The organism is Streptococcus nasisuis (assembly GCF_040836615.1).
Taxonomy (GTDB): Bacteria; Bacillota; Bacilli; order Lactobacillales; family Streptococcaceae; genus Streptococcus; species Streptococcus suis_V.
This window is the reverse complement of sequence record NZ_CP162268.1, coordinates 2,360,991-2,380,175: the sequence shown is the minus strand read 5'-3', so window position 1 is coordinate 2,380,175 and position 19,185 is coordinate 2,360,991. Positions and strand designations below refer to the sequence as shown.

Genomic DNA, 19,185 nt, shown 5'->3' with positions numbered 1-19,185 from the left:
CCTCCCATCTCATCTTAAATTTTTCTTGCAGTTAGGATAGCTTCACCTTGTGCGATTTCACGTGGAAGGCTTCCTACACTTCTGACGTCAAAGTCTGTATGGTTAGTGATAATCACTGGCGTTTCAGCGACCAAACCAGCATCTTTAATGACTTGCAAATCAAAGCTAATCAATTTGTCACCAGCCTTGACGATTTGACCTTGTTTGACGTGGGCTGTGAAACCTTTGCCTTCAAGATTAACAGTGTCCATACCGATGTGCATGAGGAGTTCAACACCGTCTTTTGATGTGATGCCAACTGCATGGTGGGTTGGGAATAGGACAGAGATTTCTCCGTCAACTGGAGCGACCAGTTCACCCTTGCTTGGCTCGATAAGAACACCTTGTCCCATAACACCAGATGCAAAGACAGGGTCAGTTGCTTGAGCTAGTTCCTTTACTTGACCAGTCAATGGGCTAATCAATTCAGTAGTAGTTGCCACAGAGGTTGTAGTTGGAGCAACTGCGACAGGGCTAGTCGCTACAGCAGCTTGTGCAGCCAATTTTTCGTCTTCTGCTTTGGTTAAAATACCTGCCTTGCGGAAGAAGAATGTTAATACAAATGGAACAGCAATCGCCACAGCCATTGCAAAAGTAAATGGTAACCAGTAAGGACCTTGGATTGAAAGGATGCCAGGAAGTCCCCCAACACCAATTGCGTTTGCTTGGACATTGAAAGTAACTGAAACTAGAGCCGCAAGACCGGAACCAATCATACCAGCGACAAAAGGATATACATATTTAACGTTTACACCAAAGAGAGCAGGTTCGGTTACACCGAGGTAGGCAGAAATAGTTGCTGGTAGAGAAATCTCTGCTTCACGTTCATTTTTACGATTTCTCCAATAGTAAGCGAGAACCGCAGAACCTTGTGTAATGTTTGAAAGAGCAATCATTGGCCAAAGACCAGTACCGCCAGTATCAGCTACCAATTGAGTGTCAATAGCATTCGTCATGTGGTGGAGTCCAGTGATAACCAATGGAGCATAAAGAGTACCAAAAATTAAACCAAAGAGCCATTTTACAGGACCAGTCAATCCAGCTAAAACAATTGTTGAAATCCATTGACCAATTGTCCAGCCAATTGGTCCTAGGACAGTATGTGCTAGAATAATTGCAGGAATGAGAGAAAGGAACGGCACCAGAATCATAGATACAACTTCTGGAATGCGTTTACGCCAGAAAATTTCTAGATAAGAGAGTGATAGACCTGCAAGTAAGGCTGGAATAACTTGAGCTTGGTAACCGATACGATTGATCGTGAAACTACCAAAATTCCATACCCAATCACTAGCGATAGTTGCTGCATCTGTACTTGGTACAGCGTAAGCATTTAGTAATTGAGGAGAAACCAAACAGATACCAAGTACAATACCGAGAATTTGAGTTGTTCCCATTTTACGAGAAACAGACCAAGTAATTCCTACAGGTAAGAAGTGGAAGATTGCTTCACCAGGTAACCATAAGAAATGATTGACACCACTCCAAAATTGAGAAACATCTACAATCGTATTATAACGTGGAGAACCGTCCGGCATGAATTGCTTGACTCCATCAATAACTTGTTGGCCCAACCATTCCATTTGAACGCCTTCTAAGAGGTTACGGAAACCAAGGATAAGACCACCTACGATAATAGCTGGAATAATCGGTGTGAAGATTTCCGCCAACATAGTCATAACGCGCTGAACAGGGTTTTGGTTGCTTTTTGCAGCAGCCTTAGCAGCTTCTTTTGACACGCCTTCGATACCAGAAACGGCTGTGAAATCATTGTAGAAGACAGGAACGTCGTTACCGATGATAACCTGGAATTGACCAGCATTGGTAAAGGTACCTTTTACAGTCGGCAGGTTTTCAATGGCTTGGATGTTGGCCTTGCTTTCATCTGACAAGACAAACCGCATACGTGTCGCACAGTGGGTTACTGCGTTGACGTTATCTTTTCCACCAATGGCTTGCAAGAGCTCTTTGGCTTCATCTTGATATTTTCCCATAAAATCTCCTTCTAGATGGTCAATGGGCTACCATCAATCCTATATTTTTGAAAATTTGTACGAACAAATTTTGTTTACAAAGACCATTGTATCCGATTTCAAAAAATATTGCAAGCGTTTTTAACATTTTTTAATAATATTTTATAAAATTTCTGTTATACTAGAGTAGTTGTATGATAAAGTGGCTACAAATTAAGGAGATATCATGAAGAAATACCAGGAAATTTACAATGACTTAAAGGAAAAAATCCGTACAAATACCTACCCTGCTGAAACCAGTCTGCCGACCGAGCAGCGTCTGCAAGAAATTTACGGTGTCAGTCGTGATACTGTCCGCAAGGCCCTGTCTATGTTGACAGAAAGAGGTATGATTCAGAAAGTTCAGGGCCGAGGTTCCCTAGTTCTCAAGCAAGAAATGCTGAATTTTCCTGTTTCTGGTCTGACTTCCTACCAGGAATTGGCTGAGTCTTTGCAGCTGGAGACCAAGACAGAAGTAGTCAGTCTGGATCAGATTGTTATCAGCAGCAACTTGGCGAATTTGACTGGGTTTGAACCTCATAGCAAGGTCTGGAAAGTTGTCCGTACACGTTATATTGATGGCAAGGTGTCAGTTGTGGATACTGACTACCTGTCTGCGGATATTGTGCCGAGTATTACCAAGGAAATTGCGGCATCTTCCATTTACAATTATCTTGAGAAGACCCTCAAGCTGGATATTGCCTATGCCCAAAAGGAAATTACTGTTGAGCCGACCAGTCGTGAGGAGCGAGAGCTCATGAAAAATGAAGATGATTATCTGGTTCTCATCAAATCCCGCGTCTATCTGGGAGATACCAAGCAATTCCAATACACTGAAAGCAAGCACAAAATCGACAAATTCCGCTTTGTAGACTTTGCGCGTAGAAAACACTCTATATAGTGGGAATTGGCGAAAATAGCCATTTTGAGGTATAATAGGAAGCGAGGTGTACTATGGCAAATCTGAATCGATATAAATTTACATTTGGTGAAAAACAATTAACCCTGACGACCGAGCATGACAATCGTTTTATGACGGAAGTGGAGAAGCTAGCCAAGGAAAAATACCAGGCCATCAAGGAGAAAATGCCCAAGGCAGACCCTGAAACCCTGGCCTTGCTGTTGGCTATCAATTCCCTCTCAGTCCAGCTGAGCCGCGAGATGGCCTTTGAAAAGACAGAGGCAGAATTGGCGGCCATGAAAGAAAAGGTCTTAAAAAAGAACGTGACCCTGCTGGACCTAGATGAGCTTGAGGAGTAGACATGGTATCAATTGCAATTCTTATCCTCCTAGCCTGGAGTTTTTATATCGGCTACAGTCGAGGACTGGTCCTTCAAGGCTTTTACGGTGTTTCTAGTCTCTTTGCTATCTTGGTGGCGGCCTTGACCTATAAGAAGTTGTCAGGGATTCTCTATCTATGGGTACCCTTTGCCAATGCAACCCAGGGTAGCTTTAACTATTATTTTGATGAAAAATACCTGTTTGATTTGGACCAGGTCTTCTATGCAGGCTTGGCCTTTCTAACAGTCTATCTCCTGGTCTATGCCATCATGCGTTTTGTTGGAATCTTTGTCCACCTCTTGGAAGCCTACAATCCTGATACAATCCAATCAAACCTTATCAGTGGTGCCATTGCGGTAGTGGTGGCCTTGCTTTCTCTGCAGATGGTCTTGGTCCTGGTGGCGACTATTCCTGTGGACCTGGTACAGGAGCAACTCCAGAAAAGTTTCCTAGCAAATCTGCTAATCCAGTACATTCCGACGGCTCATTTTTTCAAGGCTGTCTGGCTAAGTAATATTACAGGGTAGGGCAACCTACTCTTTTTCTAAGTAGGAAAGTATGAATCATAAAATTATTGAAACTCTTGAATTTCACAAGGTAAGACGAAAAATTGAGCCCTATCTGCTGACAGACCAGGGCTTGGACGAATTACGGCAACTGGAGCCCATGGTGGACATCAACCGTATCCAGCAGGCTTTTGATGAATTGACAGACATGGAGCAGATTTTTGTGGAAAATCCCTATTTCAGCCTGTCTGCTACTACAGACATCAATCCAGCCATGCGTCGTTTGGAGTTGGATACGGACCTCAATATCACGGAGCTCTTAGCTGTCAAAAAAGTCCTGGAGGTGTCCAAATCCCTCTTGGATTTTTATGGCAATCTGGAAAATATCCAGCTGAGCCAGTTGGACAAGCATTTTGAGAAAATCGAGCTCTTTCCGCATTTGCAAGGTTCTTTGCAATCGGTCAACGACGCTGGCTTTATCGAGGATTTTGCCTCTGAAAAATTGGCCCGCGTCCGTAGGAAAATCCGCGAGGCAGAGGATCAGGTTCGCCAGGTCATGCAGGATTTGCTTAAAAATAAGGCAGATATACTGTCGGATGCCATCCTTGCCAGCCGGAATGGACGCAATGTCCTTCCTGTTAAAAATACCTTCCGCAATAAGATTGCAGGTGTGGTCCATGATATTTCCGCATCAGGTTCGACCGTTTATATCGAGCCGCGGGCTGTGGTGACCTTGAATGAAGACATCAGCCATCTACGGGCTGAGGAGCGCCATGAGCTCAATCGGATTTTGGAGGAGTTGTCTGACATGCTCCGTCCTCATGCGGGTATTATCCGTAACAATGCCTGGGTGATTGGTCATTTGGACTTTGTCCGTGCCAAGCATCTTTTTGCCCGTGACCATGAGGCGGTTGTGCCCCTCTTGTCTGAGCGGCAGGATGTTGCCCTGCTCAATGTCCGCCATCCTCTGATTGTCCAGCCTGTACCGAATGACCTTTATTTTGGTAGTCAGTTGACAGCCATCGTGATTACAGGTCCCAACACGGGTGGTAAGACTATCATGCTCAAGACCTTGGGTTTGACCCATCTCATGGCTCAGTCGGGTTTACCAATCTTGGCAGACAAGGGTAGTCGGGTAGCGATTTTCAAGGAAATCTTTGCGGATATTGGTGATGAACAGTCCATCGAGCAGAGCTTGTCAACCTTCTCCAGTCACATGACCCACACGGTGGAGATTTTAAGAGCAGCTGATCAAGATTCTCTCATTCTATTTGACGAGCTGGGGGCTGGTACGGATCCGCAAGAGGGGGCCTCTCTGGCCATGGCTATTTTGGACGACCTGCGTCTGCGAGGTATCAAGACCATGGCAACTACTCACTATCCGGAACTCAAGGCCTACGGGATTGAAACCTCTGGGATTGAAAATGCCAGTATGGAGTTTGATACCAATAGCCTACGGCCAACTTATAAGTTTATGCAGGGTGTTCCTGGTCGCTCCAATGCCTTTGAAATTGCTCGTCGTCTGGGCTTATCGGACATCATCATCCAGTCAGCCCAAAATTGGACCAATACGGACAGCGATGTCAATCTGATTATCGAAAAATTGGAGCAACAGACTATTGAAAGCCGCCGTCGTCTGGATAATATCCGTGATGTGGAGCAGGAGAATTTCAAGATGAACCGGGCCCTGCGCAAGCTCTATGACGAACTCAATCGCGAGCGGGAAAATGAGCTCAATAAGGCCCGTTTGGAAGCTAGGGAAATTGTTGACTTGGCTCTGGCAGAGAGCGAGGACATTCTCAAAAATCTCCATGCCGCAGCCAGTCTCAAGCCGCACCAGATTATCGAAGCCAAGGCAGAATTGAAAAAACTGGCACCTGAAGTGGTGGATTTGTCTAAAAACAAGGTCCTGAAAAAAGCCAAAATCCAGCGTGCTGCCAAGGTGGGTGATGATATTGTCGTCACAGCCTATGGACAACGTGGTACCTTAACCAATCAGCTCAAGGATGGGCGTTGGGAAGCCCAGGTCGGCTTGATTAAGATGACCTTGACCAAGGAGGAGTTTGAACTGGTCAAGACGGATAAGGCAGAGCAGCCTAAGAAGCGTCAGGTCCATACTGTTCAACGTGCCCATGTGCGTGGTCCGAAAGCTCGACTAGACCTCCGTGGCAAACGCTACGAAGAGGCTATGATGGAGCTGGATGAATTTATTGACCAGGCCTTGCTCAACAACTTGGCTCAAGTCGATATTGTTCACGGTATTGGTACAGGGGTTATCCGAGAGGGCGTGACAAAATACCTTCGCCGCAACAAGCAAGTCAAGGAGTTCGGCTACGCCCCACAAAATGCTGGTGGATCAGGCTGTACCATTGTGACCTTTAAGTAAGGAGCTATGAGTAACATTATGATTATCAGAAACTATCAAACCAGTGATGAAAAGGGCTGGGTCTATTGCAAGGCACTCAGCTACCTCTTCTCTCCATTCTTTGATGATAGAGAAACAGAGAAGCCCGAACTAATGACAGACGTTTATGACTACCGTGTGGAATGGGTGGCTGAAGTAGATGGACAAATTGTTGGTCTAATCGACATCGATATTTACACGGAAGAGTGCAGCCGATCTTATATTTACGCACCAAGTAAGCGAACAGCTTATTTTACTAACCTAGCAGTCCACCCTGATTTTCAAGGGCAGGGCATTGCCCAGGCACTTTTTGAAAAAGCAGAGCAGGAGTTGAGAGAGCAAGGTGTAGAGAAACTAGCCATCTTTACCAGAGAGGGAGATGTAGCCAATCATTTGTATAGAAAATGGGAAGGACAGCTAGTGTGTTCAGATTACCTAGTCATCGGTACACCCAAAGACACACCTTATATCCGTTTTGGTGTTGACCTTCCCAATGCTAAATTGGCCTTTACAGATGAAACAGGTCAGCCAGCACCCTACTATCTTCGCGAAGGTGTCTATGTAGTTAGTGAAGAAACCGACTTGGAGCTCTTTGACATCGAAGATGTTTACCAAGAATTGACCTACGTGGTGGATTTAAAATAAAAAAGTTGAAACATTTTCAACTTTTTTATTTTGGCAACGAACCTGGCAAGTCAAAAGGCTGATTCATAATTATGCAGATCCCAAAGACCCTGTCAGTATGGTTGGGCGTGACCTAGACAAAGGAAGTTTAGATTCCGTTGGGATGGTTCACTTCGTGGAAAGTAAGGATATCGATCTTGGCAATCAGCACATGACCTATGGCTATCAGTTAGACTCTTCTGGCAATATTAAGGTCCTACAGACTTCTTCCACTTAATATATTTAAACCACTAAATTTATGCTATACTATGAGGTAAGAAATGCTCTTACTTGATAGGATTTCATAAAGGAGGTCTAGGATGAAAAAAGTAATGAAAGTTATTATCGGAATTTTGTTAGTAATCGGGATTGGAATAGGAGGAATTAAGCTGATGCAAAAAATTGAGCACGACCAGATGGTAGAGATTGTGAAGAGTGAGGAAGTGAGGGAGATCGTAGAAGAACAACTTAAATATCTAGATAATGAAGCTCTTTCAGAGGAAGGACTGATAAAAACATATGAAATCGATGATTCTTCTATCATTCATAGTCCGATGGGAGGGATAAGTTTTAATGTTTTCTTGAATTCAGATAGAAAGTTAAGAGTGGTGTTCGAATTAGAAAAGGATTCTAATACAGGAAAAATTGAATACTCCGGGGGAGGGTATTCTTCTGAAGTGAAAAAAATAGTCGGAGAAATAAACAATGACTGAAAAGTATGCTTTCAAATCACAATTGTTTAAGCATGTCTATCTCATTTCTCTTCCGTAGCAAATATTCGCATTCTCTTTTCTTTTGGTGTAGAATGAAAATAGAAAAACAGAAAAGGAGACGAATATGGTACAAGTAGTAACAGATGCAAACTTTGAAGTTGAAACACAAGAAGGCGTAGTCCTTGTTGACTTTTGGGCACCATGGTGTGGTCCTTGTCGTATGCAAGCACCAATCTTGGAACAATTAGCAGGCGAAGTGGATGAAGATGAATTGCGCATCTACAAAATGGATGTTGATGAGAATCCAAACACAGCTCGTCAATTCGGTATTATGTCAATCCCAACCCTTTTGTTCAAAAAAGATGGACAGGTTGTGAAACAAGTTGCTGGTGTTCACACCAAAGACCAAATCAAAGCTATCTTGGCAGAGATTAGTTAGATAAAAATACAAACAATAAATATAATATAGTAGGATTACAATATAATTTCTAAGAGTGGAGACTATGAAAAATAAGTATTTTTCAACAATGGAATACCGTAATAAGTTGTTTGACGAGTTAGACTTACAAACTCGTGATATATTTATCTTAATGTGTGCAATTTTTATTGCATCTGTAGGCTTAAATATGAATGCTATGGCAGTTGTTATAGGTGCTATGTTAATTTCCCCCTTGATGACTCCGATAGTTGGTCTTGGTTTAGGTTTAGCAATCTATGACTTGTCATTGATGAAAAAAGCCTTGAAGTTATTGACCGTCGAAGTTATCATCAGCCTATTTGTTTCGAGTTTGTACTTCTATCTTTCACCCATTACAGTGGCTAGTTCTGAGTTAACTTCTCGAATTTCTCCCACTGTTTGGGATATTTTGATTGCAATTGCTGGGGGTATAGCAGGTGTGATTGGTAGTCGGAAAAAAGAAGCAAATAATATCGTTCCAGGTGTTGCCATTGCAACAGCCCTAATGCCTCCAATTTGTACTGCTGGTTTCGGTTTAGCTCATGGGAATACTCAATATCTTTTTGGTGCTCTATACCTATTTTTGATTAACTGTATCTTCATCATGTTGACCACTTTTTTTGGGTCACGCTTTTTGATGAGACGGACGAAGGCAGTTGAGTTAAGTGATCTGAATCCTAAATTGAGATATGGAATGACTGCACTTGTTATTGCTTTAACTCTACCAAGTTTACTATCAGCGGGAAATTTGGTTGTAGATTATTCTCGTAGAGAGGCTATGAATCAATATATTAGTGAAAACTTTTCTTCATATACTATACTAAGTCGAACATATCTCAAGTCTAAAAATCAGTTGGAACTTACTATTATTGGACAGGAAATAACGCATCAGGAATTGGAAAGATTAGTACAAGAAAAATCAGGTTATGGTCTTGAAACATTATCGGTTAAAGTAAACCAAGTGGCTAGTTTATCCCAATCAGATGCTGAGGAGGTATATCAGTACATTGATCAGTATATTGAGCAAAAACTTTCCAAGGCAGATTCAGGAAGTGAGATAATTCAAGACGAGATAGAAATCGTGGATGAATAAATGTTGTAGGTGTTACTTGTGTCGACAATTAATATTGTGAGCTTTTCAAAAACGACATTGTGAAGGTTGACACAAGATGTTATAATAACCTTATCATTGTCATTCTAGAAAGGTTAGATATGTCAACTATTAGTTACAAACCATTAAATCTCTATCGTTTGAAGAAAATCTCCTGCCAGAAGATGTCATTCAATACATGACCCATACTTCAGGGACGACAGGTGTTCCAAAACTAATCTGCCACACAGCACAGACCATGGGCTGGCGAGTAGCTTGGCAACAGACTATTTTTGACAAGATGACGGAGAGAGGCTTGCTGGCCTTCCATATCTCTCCTGTTCATTCGCGCTATAATATCGGCGTGTCGTCGGCGATTGGGCTAGGATTCCCCCTCTACCCGCTTTCTTCTGCAAGAAAAGATGAAGTTGAACGGGCGCTTGCTCTTCATCGTCCAAGTGCTCTGGAAACTCATCCTAATAACTTTGTGCAATGGGCAAGATTGGCCAAGGAAAAACCAGAGGTCTTTAGCAGCATTCGTTATTACCATTCAACCTTTGATGCTATCAATATTGGTACGCTTCGCGCCTTCTTGGAGGCTTCTAAAGAGCAATATCCAGTCTTTATGCAGGTTTATGGTCAAAGTGAATGTGGTCCAATGATTTTACGGTACCATCGTTTGGAAAATCTAGGAACAGTTAGCGGACGTGATATGGGGCTTGGTCTGGAAGGTTTCACAGAAGCACGCATCACAGATGCCCAAGGGAATCCTCTCCCAGCTGAAGAAAACGGCCATATCCAGTTCCTGTCAAAAGGCCGTGCTGTGACTTACTACAAAGAAGATGCCCGCTTCCAAGATAATGTGTACGGTGCTTGGTGGGATAGTGGTGACTACGGCTGCATGACTCCAGAGGGGACGCTTCTTCTAAAAGACCGTCAGGTTGACCTCATTGAGCACATCGACAGTAACCTTGCCTTGGAAGATTTATTGCTGGATAAATTGGACTTTTTATCAGAAGTCGTGATTATCCGCGATGTCAATGGTGCACCGCAGCCGATTATCGCTCTGGCAGAAGATGCTGAGATGAACTAGGAAGTTTGGTGGGCCATGGTTGCAGACCTACCGCTATTGAAAGAGCCTATCTTGATGGCTTATGACGACATTCCACGTACTGCGACCATGAAGGTTCAACGCCTCAAAATGGAAGCAGAAATGAAAGAAAAAAATCTGTAAGAGTGATGAAATCACGCTTGCAGACAAGAAGGAGTTCACATGAAAGAAATCTACCTAGCAGGCGGTTGTTTCTGGGGCATGGAAGGTTACTTTTCCCAGATCGATGGTATTCTTGACACTAGCGTTGGCTATGCCAATGGACAGGTGGAGACGACCAGTTATCAACTCCTCAAACAAACAGACCACGCAGAAACTGTGTATCTAGCCTATGACCCGACCCGTATCAGTTTGCGGGAGATTCTCCTCTATTATTTCCGAGTCATTGATCCCTTCTCTGTCAATCAGCAGGGACCTGACAAGGGGCGCCAGTATCGGACTGGTATCTATTACACGGATGAGGCTGATTTTCCGACCATCGAGCAGGTCATGACGGAGCAGTCCCAGCTCTTTGGTGGACGTCCCCTAGCCGTTGAAGTGGAGCCGCTCGCACATTACATCCCCGCCGAAGACTACCATCAGGATTATCTCAAGAAAAATCCCCAAGGGTACTGCCATATCGATCTTGGGCAGGCAAAAATCCCTCTGATTGATGTTGCAGACTACCAAAAGCCAGACCAGCAAGTCTTAAAAGACAGCTTGACCGACCTTCAGTATCAAGTCACTCAAGAAGCTGCGACGGAAAGGCCCTTCGAAAATGAGTTTTGGAATAGTGACCAAGCTGGCATCTATGTCGATATTACGACTGGCGAGCCCCTCTTTCTCTCAACGGACAAATTCGACTCAGGCTGCGGCTGGCCCTCCTTTACCAAGCCAATCAGCAAGGAAGTCGCGACTTATTTCCAAGATCTTTCCCACGGCATGAACCGTATTGAAGTCCGAAGTCGGGCTGGACATGCTCATCTTGGCCACGTCTTTGATGACGGACCGCGTGACAAAGGTGGATTACGTTACTGTATCAACTCAGCAGCCCTTCGTTTCATACCGAGAGAGGAAATGGAAGCAGCAGGATTTGGCCTGTTTTTGGACTTATTGGGATAATTTTTTTGAAAATATTCTTGATTTTTTCTAAAAAATAACCTAAAATAGAGCGAGATAAAACTGAATAACCGGTTGATAGTGGGCAGAAAGGCAACTGACTGTCCAAAGGACGGAACTCTGGAGAGACCATAAGGCACCGAAGGGGCAAGGCAAGTCTATTTACAAAATCCTAGATTTTATAGATAGATGTGCTGAAACTCTCAGGTAAAAGGACAGAGCGAAATCAAAGCGGGGTTAGCCTGTATTTTCGCGTTCCAGAAGTTGATTTCGTCTTTCTATTATGTTTATTGTGGTGTCAAGTTTCCTTGCCTCCTTCTAAACGTAAAATAGAAGACGAAGATTCGATTTCTGGTTTTTTATTTTCCAGCTGTTTTATCAGGAAAAAACCGGAGGATTCTATGTTAGAACTATTTAAGGGCATCAATGATATTGTCTGGGGGCCGCCCTTGCTCATGCTTTTGGTTGGAACGGGTGTATATTTTACCCTTCGTTTGGGAGTGTTTCAGGTCAGCAAGTTACCGACGGCCTTTCGTTTGATTTTCTCCAGTGACCAGTCTGGTCAGGGAGATGTGTCCAGTTTTGCGGCTCTGTGTACGGCCCTTGCGGCAACGGTTGGTACGGGAAATATCGTTGGGGTGGCGACTGCCATTACTACAGGTGGTCCAGGAGCTCTTTTCTGGATGTGGGTGGCAGCCTTCTTTGGTATGGCAACCAAGTATGCGGAAGGATTTCTAGCAATCAAGTACAGAACCAGGGATGCTGATGGTCATGCGGCAGGTGGACCAATGCATTATATCACCATTGGTATGGGACAGAAATGGAAACCCCTAGCAATCTTCTTTGCCATTTCTGGTGTTTTGGTTGCTCTTTTGGGGATAGGGACATTTTCACAGGTCAATTCTATCACTTCTTCATTAGAAGCGAGTTTTGGATTGTCTCCGCAACTTATTAGTGTCCTCCTGGCCATTCTAGTGGCTGTCATCATTTTTGGTGGCATTGAGACGATTTCCCAAGTATCAACCAAAGTCGTTCCATTCATGGCCGTTCTCTACATTTTAGCAACAATTGTGATTTTAATAACACATGCAGATCAGTTGATTCCTGCGTTGAAATTAGTAGTTAGTTCAGCACTGACTCCTTCTGCAGCTGTTGGTGGTTTTGCTGGGACAACAGTAAAAGAAGCAATCCAGAGAGGAATTGCTCGTGGTGTATTTTCTAATGAATCTGGTTTAGGTTCTGCTCCCATTGCCGCAGCTGCAGCCAAATCAGACAATGCCGTTGAGCAAGGTTTGATTTCTATGACCGGTACTTTCATTGATACCATTATTATCTGTAGTTTAACAGGTTTATCTATTTTGGTGACTGGTCAGTGGACGGTGGAAGGACTTGAGGGTGCTCCGCTGACTCAGGCAGCATTTGCAACTGTTTTTGGTAATCCAGGGACAATTGCCTTGACTATTAGCTTGGTTCTCTTTGCATTTACAACGATTCTGGGTTGGTCATATTATGGTGAGCGCTGTATTGAATTTCTTTTCGGAACAAAGTCCATCTTACCTTATCGTCTAGTCTTCATATTGATGGTAGCTCTCGGTGGTTTCCTGAAGTTGGATTTGATTTGGACGATTGCAGATATTGTCAATGGTCTCATGGCCTTACCGAACCTGATTGCCTTACTGGCCCTATCTCCAATCATTATCAAGGAAACGCGGGAATATTTTAAAGAGAAGAAATAGAGAAAAAGACAGTTCGGCTGTCTTTTCTGCTATAATAGTGTCATGAATGATTTTATCAACAAATACTTATCCCAATTTAATCTAGAAGATCTATTGACCAAGGGGCTCAATAAGGTCCTGTCCCTGGTTCTACTTTTCCTGGCCTTCCTGGTCATCAAAAAGATTGCCAAGGGCTCAGTCAAGCGGATTTTGATTCCCTCGCTCAAGGTTTCTACCCAGGATATTGGTCGTCAAAAGACCATTAGTCGCCTGGTTGAGAGTATGCTTAGCTATCTGCTTTATTTTATCCTGATTTACTGTATTTTGAGTATTCTCGGTCTGCCAGTAACCAGCCTTCTAGCTGGAGCTGGGATTGCTGGTGTGGCTGTAGGTATGGGGGCGCAAGGCTTTCTATCGGACCTAGTCAATGGATTTTTTATTCTAGTGGAGCGTCAATTTGATGTGGGAGATGTGGTTAAGCTGACCAACGGACCGATTACCATTACTGGAACGGTTGTTAGTATGGGCATTCGGACCAGCCAGGTACGGGATGCGGACGGGACCCTGCATTTCATTCCCAACCGAAATATCCTAGTCGTCAGCAATCAGTCTCGTGGTGACATGCGGGCCCAGGTGGACATTCCACTCAAGTTTAATACGGATTTGGACCGGGTTGCCCAGGTCATCGAAGAGGTCAATCGTCGCGAACTGGGCAAGAATGACCAGATTACAGGTATCACGGTTCTAGGACCGCAGAATACAGCTACTGGACAATTTGTCTACCGGATCAACCTCTTTGTGGCCAATGGTCAGCAGAGCAAGGTCTATCATCAATTTTTAGGATTTTATCAAGATGCCCTACGCCAGGCAGGCATCGACCTGCCTACAGCCAGCTTGAAATAAGGAGTTCCTATGCAGCAGAAAGATTTCGTCGTCGAAGACGGCTATATGTACTATCCTAAGAAAGCTCTCTACAAACAGCCCCTCTTTTGGACCACCATAATTGGCGCTGTAGCCAGTCTTGTGCTGGGGGTGATTTGCTTGTTACTCATCATTGGTCTTGGCTTTAGCGAGCTTTCTCTGGACCAGCCTTCTACGGAATTTGATAGCACCAGGACCTATCGAGAGCACGAGGTCGGAGAAAGTGTTGACTTTGCGGATGGCCTGCGCGTGACGGTGAAATCCATGGGACAAGACGACAGCGTGGATCTGGTGGATGATTATTACCCTTCGGCCTATGTGGTAGATTTGGAAGTGGAAAATCCTGGTCAGGAAGATATTTACTTTGACGAATATTATTTTAACCTGATTGACCTTTCAACGGACTTCCCTTTGCCCCTGGACTTACGGATCTATGATGTCAATCTGGCTGAGAAAATAAAGGCCGGTGAGAAGATATCTGTCCGTCTTATCTATGGTTTGGACGGTGAGACCAATCTTGGTTTTGTCTATGATGATGTCATGTGGACGGAGCAGCTGATTGGCCAGGGGATTTGATACTCTTCGAAAATCATCTTATCCGTTATCAAGAGCCTTGGTGAGTGAAAAGATCCGGGGGAGGTTTTCAGCCTGTCGACTTGAAACGAGAGAGCGACAGAGTTCTACCTTCGGCGTTTTTGAGGCGAACAAGTTCGCTCTATTTCCAGCCTTCAACTGTTCCCCAAACAGTTGAAGCTGGGCTAGATTGATTTTCATTGAGTATGAGTAAAGTGGGTAATTGACATAAAATTATATGCAAACTAAAAAGCTGAAACTTCAGCTTTTTTTCAACACTTTTTCAAAACTGTCCGACTGTGCCTCGACACTGATTGTTTCAAGGGTCAGTGGGTGGGTCAGGCTGAGGCGGGCTGCGTGGAGCATGAGGCGGGGAGCGCTGACTTTGCTATAGAGTGGGTCGCCAATAAGGGCATGACCGTGGTGGGCTAGGTGGACGCGGATTTGGTGGGTGCGTCCAGTTTCTAAGCGACAGGAAATTAGGCTGTTCTTGCCGACTTTTTCCAGTTGTTTGACATGAGTGACAGCCTCTTGACCCTTGCGGTGATCGACCAATCGTTTCCTGCGATCATGACGGTCGCGCCCGATTTTGTCTGTAATGGTCCAACTCTCCTGCTTGAGATGACCTTGGCAGAGGGCTAGGTAGTCACGGTAGATGACTTTGTCTTCCAAGAGCCGATTGAGAATGGGCAGGATAAAGGGATTTTTGGCAAAAAGAATGGCTCCGCTGGTCTCCATATCCAGCCTGTGGACCACATAGCAGGTTTGACCGACATAAGCTGATACATGGTTGAGCAAGGCGATTTCCGTCGGCTCATTGCCGTGGGTTTTCATTCCTTCGGGCTTGTTAACGATAATCAGATGCTCATCTTGATAGAGCTCTTCGACCAAGTCTGCCTGCCCCATAGGAATCGTCTTTTCCGGATAATCTTCCTCATCAAAGGTCAATTCTAGCAGGTCACCGGGAGCAATGGAACTCTGCCAGTTAACGGTTTGCCCATTGACGGTGACGTGTTTTTTGGTGCGGAGGAAGTGGCGGATTTTTCTGGGAATGAGAAAATAATCTTCCAAGACTTCCTTGACGGTCAATTCTGGAAAGGCTTGGGGAATGCGAATGTCAATTTTCATCATAGGCTGGTTGAGTGTTTTGGTTGTACTTTTTCGTTTGGATTGATGTAGTTCATGGCATTGTTGACGGCAGTCGGAGCCTCGCCAAAGCCTGTAGCAATCAGGTCAACCTTGCCTTCGTAGTAGCAACAATCTCCGATAGCATAGACGCCGGCCTGCGAGGTTTCCTGTTTGCTGTTGACTAAAATGCGGTGACGATGCAGGTCCAATCCCCATTCTTTCAGGGTTCCGACCGATGATTTGAAACCGTAGTTGACAAAGAGGTGGTCGAAGTTCAGGGTGAGCTGGTCCTCGCTCTTGACCTTGTCGAAACGAATAGCAGTAGCTCTGCCATTTTCCCCAGAAAGTTCCTTAGGAACATAGGGAGTGTGGATGGCGACGCTAGACTTTTTCAGGTCCTCGACGCTGTGCTCTAGGGCACGGAAATTGTCGCGTCGGTGGACGATGCTGGTGGTTTTGGCGATTTTTTCAAAGGCCAGAGACCAGTCAACAGCGGAGTCGCCACCACCCAAGACAACGACGTCCTTGTCTGCGTACTGCTGGATATTGGACACATGGTAATGGACGTTTTCATAGCTGTCAGCTCCGTCAATCTCCAGAGGACGGGGCTTGAAGGCGCCACCACCCATTGCGATGATGACCGACTTGGTTTGGTGGGTGTCCTTGTTGGTTGTCAAAGTGATGACTTCACCCGGTTGGATAGCTGTCAGGGTTTCATTGAGGCAAATAGTGGTGTCAAATGGGGCTAATTGGGCAAGCAGGTTGTCCGTCAATTCTTGACCAGTCAGGCTTGGGAAGGCAGGAATGTCCAGGATGGATTTTTCAGGGTAGAGGATGGCGGGTTGTCCACCGAGTTGGGGCAGCGAATCAATCACTTTGACCTTGGCCTGGCGCAGATGGGCGTAGAAGGCAGCAAAGAGCCCAACAGGACCACCGCCGATAATGGTAATGTCGTAGATTTCAGTCATAGTCTTTTCCTTATCAATAGAGAATAGTCCTATTCTACCATATTTTCAGTCCTGAGACCGATTTTATGGGCTGTCACAGTTCAACCAAAGGATTGGTAGCTGAAAAATTTGGGCCGATATAGTATAATAGTCCAAAACTAGAGAAAGAGGAGGGGGCATGGACAAGGACGATTTGCAGTTTGATCCCATTGAAGTGCCAGAGGATTTCGAGTCTCTGGACCAGACCAAGGCCTATACTAGCGACCAATTTACAAGCGCAGAGTCTGACATGGGAGAAACGAAAAACATAGACCTGCCAGGTTTAGAAAGTGGGAAAAAAACCAGATTTAGCCGTCGCTCAGCCCGGGGCGGTCGTGACAGGTCCGATAAACCTAAAAAGGAAAGTCGGATTCCAGAGCCTGTTCGCAAATTTTGGCGCCGTTACCAGCTGACTAAAATTCTGCTGATTATCCTGGGGGTTCTGATACTGACGGTGGGAGGCTATCTCTTCTTCCTAGCCAAGACCGCAAATGTTGGCGATTTGCAGGAGGCCCTCAAGGCCAAGACGGTTATCTATGACAAGGACGGTGTGGAAGCTGGTACCCTGTCGGGGCAGAAAGGAACCTATGTGGAGCTGGATGCCATTTCGGATAATCTGGAAAATGCCGTCATCGCTACGGAAGACAGGACTTTTTATGAAAATTCTGGTATCAACTACAAGCGGACCCTGCTGGCCTTCCTTACCTTGGGCCGGTCTGGCGGTGGTTCGACCATTACCCAGCAGTTGGCCAAAAATGCCTTCCTGACTCAGGACCAGACCATTAGCCGGAAGGCTAGGGAGTATTTTCTGGCTCTTGAAATCAATAAAAAATATAGCAAGCAGGAAATCCTGACCATGTACCTCAACAATGCCTATTTTGGCAACGGGGTCTGGGGGGTTCAGGATGCTAGTCTCAAGTATTTTGGGGTTAATGCTAGCGATTTGAGTCTGGAGCAATCGGCTGTTTTAGCCGGCATGCTCAAGGGCCCTGAGATTTACAATCCTTATTATTCCATTGAAAATGCGACCAACCGCCGTAATACTATTTTGCAGGTCATGGTGGATGCCCAGTTTATTGATCAGGCAACTGCTGATGCAGGAATGCAGGTGGACGTGGGCAGTCAGCTCTACGATGCCTATGCGGGCAAGGCTAGCAACTATGCCTATCCCTCTTATTTTGATGCGGTTATTGCAGAGGCTATTGACCGATATGGATTGAAAGAAAGTGACATTATCAACAACGGCTACCGGATTTATACGGAGATGGATCAGACCTCTCAGGCCAATCTCCAGGTGATTTTTAATGACGAGAGTCTCTTCCCGCAGTCTGCCTATGATAGTTCCTATGCACAGGGGGCAAGCGTGGCCCTGGATCCGTCTACAGGTGGCGTTCGAGCGCTGGTTGGGCGGGTTAATTCATCCGAAGATTATGCCTTCCGTAACTTCAATTTCGCGACCCAGGCCAAGAGAAGTCCGGGTTCGACCATCAAGCCCTTGGTTGCTTATGCTCCGGCAGTGTCGGCAGGCTGGGAAATTGATAAAGAGCTGGACAACCACACGACGACCTACGGGACCTATACCTTGCAGAATAATGACCTGTCTACATCGGAATCTATTCCCATGTACCAAGCCTTAGCCCTGTCTTACAATTTGCCTGTGGTATCCATTGTCGACACCTTGGGGATTGACACCGCCTTTGAATACGGGAAAAAATTTGGCCTGAACATGAATAAGGTTGAAAAGGTACTGGGAGTGGCTATAGGATCTGGTGTGGAGACCAATGCCCTGCAAATGGCCCAGGCCTATGGCGCCTTTGCCAACCATGGGACCATGAAGGATGCTCATCTGATTAGCCGTATTGAAACGGCCAATGGCAAGGTCATCGTGGACCACCGTTCTCAGTCGACCAAGGTGATCGATAAGTCAGTGGCAGACAAGATGACCTCTATGATGCTGGGAACTTTTACCAACGGTACAGGGGTCAATGCGGATGTCCACGGCTACAATCTAGCCGGAAAGACGGGGACGACCGAGACCAACTTTGATGTCTCTCTTATCAATGACCAGTGGATTATCGCCTATACACCTGACTTGGTTATCAGCCAGTGGGTTGGTTTTGAAAAGACTGACGAGACCCACTATATCGATGCCAATAATTCCTGGAAAGCGCCTGTGCTCTTCCAAACAGTTGCGGCCAATCTCTTGAGTCAGACCAGCGGGACACCATTTACAGTGGACAATGCTTACGCCATGAATGGCATTGTGCCTATCAATCAAGTGGAGACAGTACCGACAGAGCCGGTCATCAGCCCAGAGCAAATCCAGGAAATCAGTGACCGAGCAAGACAGCTTCTAGAAGAAACCAAGCAACAAATCATTGATGCCCAGCTACCTGAGCGAGCACGCACCCTCATAGACAATATAAGAAGTTGGTTTGAGTAGTTGTCAAATGAGCTAAAACATGATAAAATAAGGTTAATTGGAGGG

At 45.1% G+C, this 19,185-nt stretch carries 16 protein-coding genes, 1 pseudogene and 1 riboswitch; of the genes and pseudogenes, 14 read left to right on the top strand and 3 right to left on the bottom strand.

The genetic code is table 11. The annotated features are described in order from the left end of the window. Positions 1-14: 14 nt before the first annotated feature. Entirely contained in the window at positions 15-2,033 is a 2,019-nt protein-coding gene (gene treP, locus AB1F57_RS12045; RefSeq protein WP_167785139.1) for a PTS system trehalose-specific EIIBC component, read from the bottom strand. A gap of 205 nt (positions 2,034-2,238) precedes the next feature. Here treP and treR point away from each other — a divergent pair, with 205 nt between their 5' ends. From treR to AB1F57_RS11980, 13 genes and pseudogenes are all read left to right on the top strand, one after another. Then, positions 2,239-2,952 carry a trehalose operon repressor gene (gene treR, locus AB1F57_RS12040; protein WP_105138709.1) on the top strand — a complete coding sequence of 238 codons (714 nt, stop codon included), beginning with the start codon at positions 2,239-2,241 and terminating at the stop codon, positions 2,950-2,952. Positions 2,953-3,005: 53 nt separating this feature from the next. Next, complete coding sequence (locus AB1F57_RS12035) at positions 3,006-3,311, top strand: hypothetical protein (RefSeq protein ID WP_167785140.1); 306 nt, start codon at positions 3,006-3,008, stop codon at positions 3,309-3,311. 2 nt (positions 3,312-3,313) lie between these two features. Beyond that, complete coding sequence (locus tag AB1F57_RS12030; protein WP_105111744.1) at positions 3,314-3,859, top strand: CvpA family protein; 546 nt, start codon at positions 3,314-3,316, stop codon at positions 3,857-3,859. A gap of 31 nt (positions 3,860-3,890) precedes the next feature. After that, a complete protein-coding gene (locus AB1F57_RS12025) occupies positions 3,891-6,224 on the top strand; it encodes an endonuclease MutS2 (RefSeq protein ID WP_167785141.1) in 2,334 nt (777 codons plus the stop codon). A gap of 18 nt (positions 6,225-6,242) precedes the next feature. Further along, positions 6,243-6,887 (top strand): GNAT family N-acetyltransferase, encoded by a 645-nt coding sequence (locus tag AB1F57_RS12020; protein WP_105138705.1) that lies wholly within the window; start codon positions 6,243-6,245, stop codon positions 6,885-6,887. A gap of 338 nt (positions 6,888-7,225) precedes the next feature. Further along, complete coding sequence (locus AB1F57_RS12015) at positions 7,226-7,618, top strand: DUF1310 family protein (RefSeq protein WP_167785142.1); 393 nt, start codon at positions 7,226-7,228, stop codon at positions 7,616-7,618. 124 nt (positions 7,619-7,742) lie between these two features. After that, positions 7,743-8,057 (top strand): thioredoxin, encoded by a 315-nt coding sequence (trxA, locus tag AB1F57_RS12010; protein ID WP_167785143.1) that lies wholly within the window; start codon positions 7,743-7,745, stop codon positions 8,055-8,057. A gap of 64 nt (positions 8,058-8,121) precedes the next feature. Beyond that, complete coding sequence (locus tag AB1F57_RS12005) at positions 8,122-9,168, top strand: DUF389 domain-containing protein (protein WP_167785144.1); 1,047 nt, start codon at positions 8,122-8,124, stop codon at positions 9,166-9,168. Positions 9,169-9,319: 151 nt separating this feature from the next. After that, positions 9,320-10,399 (top strand): annotated as a pseudogene (locus AB1F57_RS12000) (AMP-binding protein); the annotation flags it as partial. Between the two features lie 39 nt (positions 10,400-10,438). After that, positions 10,439-11,377: a peptide-methionine (R)-S-oxide reductase MsrB gene (msrB, locus tag AB1F57_RS11995; RefSeq protein ID WP_105137718.1), complete on the top strand. Its 939-nt coding sequence runs from the start codon at positions 10,439-10,441 to the stop codon at positions 11,375-11,377. Positions 11,378-11,484: 107 nt separating this feature from the next. Further along, a riboswitch (glycine riboswitch) is annotated at positions 11,485-11,603 on the top strand. 172 nt (positions 11,604-11,775) lie between these two features. After that, on the top strand, positions 11,776-13,110 hold the full coding sequence (locus AB1F57_RS11990; RefSeq protein ID WP_367985787.1) for an alanine/glycine:cation symporter family protein: 1,335 nt from the start codon (positions 11,776-11,778) through the stop codon (positions 13,108-13,110). 42 nt (positions 13,111-13,152) lie between these two features. Next, positions 13,153-13,992, top strand: coding sequence for a mechanosensitive ion channel family protein (locus AB1F57_RS11985; protein ID WP_105122381.1), 840 nt, complete (start codon positions 13,153-13,155; stop codon positions 13,990-13,992). Positions 13,993-14,001: 9 nt separating this feature from the next. After that, on the top strand, positions 14,002-14,586 hold the full coding sequence (locus tag AB1F57_RS11980) for a DUF4352 domain-containing protein (RefSeq protein ID WP_367985786.1): 585 nt from the start codon (positions 14,002-14,004) through the stop codon (positions 14,584-14,586). Between the two features lie 258 nt (positions 14,587-14,844). On the opposite strand, the gene AB1F57_RS11975 is transcribed toward AB1F57_RS11980, so the two are convergent. Together AB1F57_RS11975 and AB1F57_RS11970 are read right to left on the bottom strand one after the other, a co-directional pair. After that, positions 14,845-15,711 carry an RluA family pseudouridine synthase gene (locus AB1F57_RS11975; protein WP_367986360.1) on the bottom strand — a complete coding sequence of 289 codons (867 nt, stop codon included), beginning with the start codon at positions 15,709-15,711 and terminating at the stop codon, positions 14,845-14,847. Beyond that, positions 15,711-16,679 (bottom strand): NAD(P)/FAD-dependent oxidoreductase, encoded by a 969-nt coding sequence (locus AB1F57_RS11970; protein ID WP_367985785.1) that lies wholly within the window; start codon positions 16,677-16,679, stop codon positions 15,711-15,713. The genes AB1F57_RS11975 and AB1F57_RS11970 overlap by 1 nt, the downstream gene beginning before the upstream one ends. Positions 16,680-16,836: 157 nt before the next feature. Between AB1F57_RS11970 and pbp2a the strand changes: the two genes are divergently transcribed. Then, positions 16,837-19,140 (top strand): penicillin-binding protein PBP2A, encoded by a 2,304-nt coding sequence (gene pbp2a / locus AB1F57_RS11965; protein ID WP_367985784.1) that lies wholly within the window; start codon positions 16,837-16,839, stop codon positions 19,138-19,140. Positions 19,141-19,185: the final 45 nt, after the last annotated feature.

Bases quoted from the DNA above. Each gene is read 5' to 3' on its own strand.
- AB1F57_RS12030 (WP_105111744.1), top strand. From the start codon at position 3,314: ATGGTATCAATTGCAATTCTTATCCTCCTAGCCTGGAGTTTTTATATC.
- AB1F57_RS11975 (WP_367986360.1), bottom strand. From the start codon at position 15,711: ATGAAAATTGACATTCGCATTCCCCAAGCCTTTCCAGAATTGACCGTC.
- AB1F57_RS12020 (WP_105138705.1), top strand. From the start codon at position 6,243: ATGATTATCAGAAACTATCAAACCAGTGATGAAAAGGGCTGGGTCTAT.
- AB1F57_RS12035 (WP_167785140.1), top strand. From the start codon at position 3,006: ATGGCAAATCTGAATCGATATAAATTTACATTTGGTGAAAAACAATTA.
- AB1F57_RS12005 (WP_167785144.1), top strand. From the start codon at position 8,122: ATGAAAAATAAGTATTTTTCAACAATGGAATACCGTAATAAGTTGTTT.
- AB1F57_RS11990 (WP_367985787.1), top strand. From the start codon at position 11,776: ATGTTAGAACTATTTAAGGGCATCAATGATATTGTCTGGGGGCCGCCC.
- AB1F57_RS11980 (WP_367985786.1), top strand. From the start codon at position 14,002: ATGCAGCAGAAAGATTTCGTCGTCGAAGACGGCTATATGTACTATCCT.
- AB1F57_RS11985 (WP_105122381.1), top strand. From the start codon at position 13,153: ATGAATGATTTTATCAACAAATACTTATCCCAATTTAATCTAGAAGAT.
- treR (WP_105138709.1), top strand. From the start codon at position 2,239: ATGAAGAAATACCAGGAAATTTACAATGACTTAAAGGAAAAAATCCGT.
- AB1F57_RS12025 (WP_167785141.1), top strand. From the start codon at position 3,891: ATGAATCATAAAATTATTGAAACTCTTGAATTTCACAAGGTAAGACGA.
- msrB (WP_105137718.1), top strand. From the start codon at position 10,439: ATGAAAGAAATCTACCTAGCAGGCGGTTGTTTCTGGGGCATGGAAGGT.
- AB1F57_RS12015 (WP_167785142.1), top strand. From the start codon at position 7,226: ATGAAAAAAGTAATGAAAGTTATTATCGGAATTTTGTTAGTAATCGGG.
- pbp2a (WP_367985784.1), top strand. From the start codon at position 16,837: ATGGACAAGGACGATTTGCAGTTTGATCCCATTGAAGTGCCAGAGGAT.
- AB1F57_RS11970 (WP_367985785.1), bottom strand. From the start codon at position 16,679: ATGACTGAAATCTACGACATTACCATTATCGGCGGTGGTCCTGTTGGG.
- trxA (WP_167785143.1), top strand. From the start codon at position 7,743: ATGGTACAAGTAGTAACAGATGCAAACTTTGAAGTTGAAACACAAGAA.
- treP (WP_167785139.1), bottom strand. From the start codon at position 2,033: ATGGGAAAATATCAAGATGAAGCCAAAGAGCTCTTGCAAGCCATTGGT.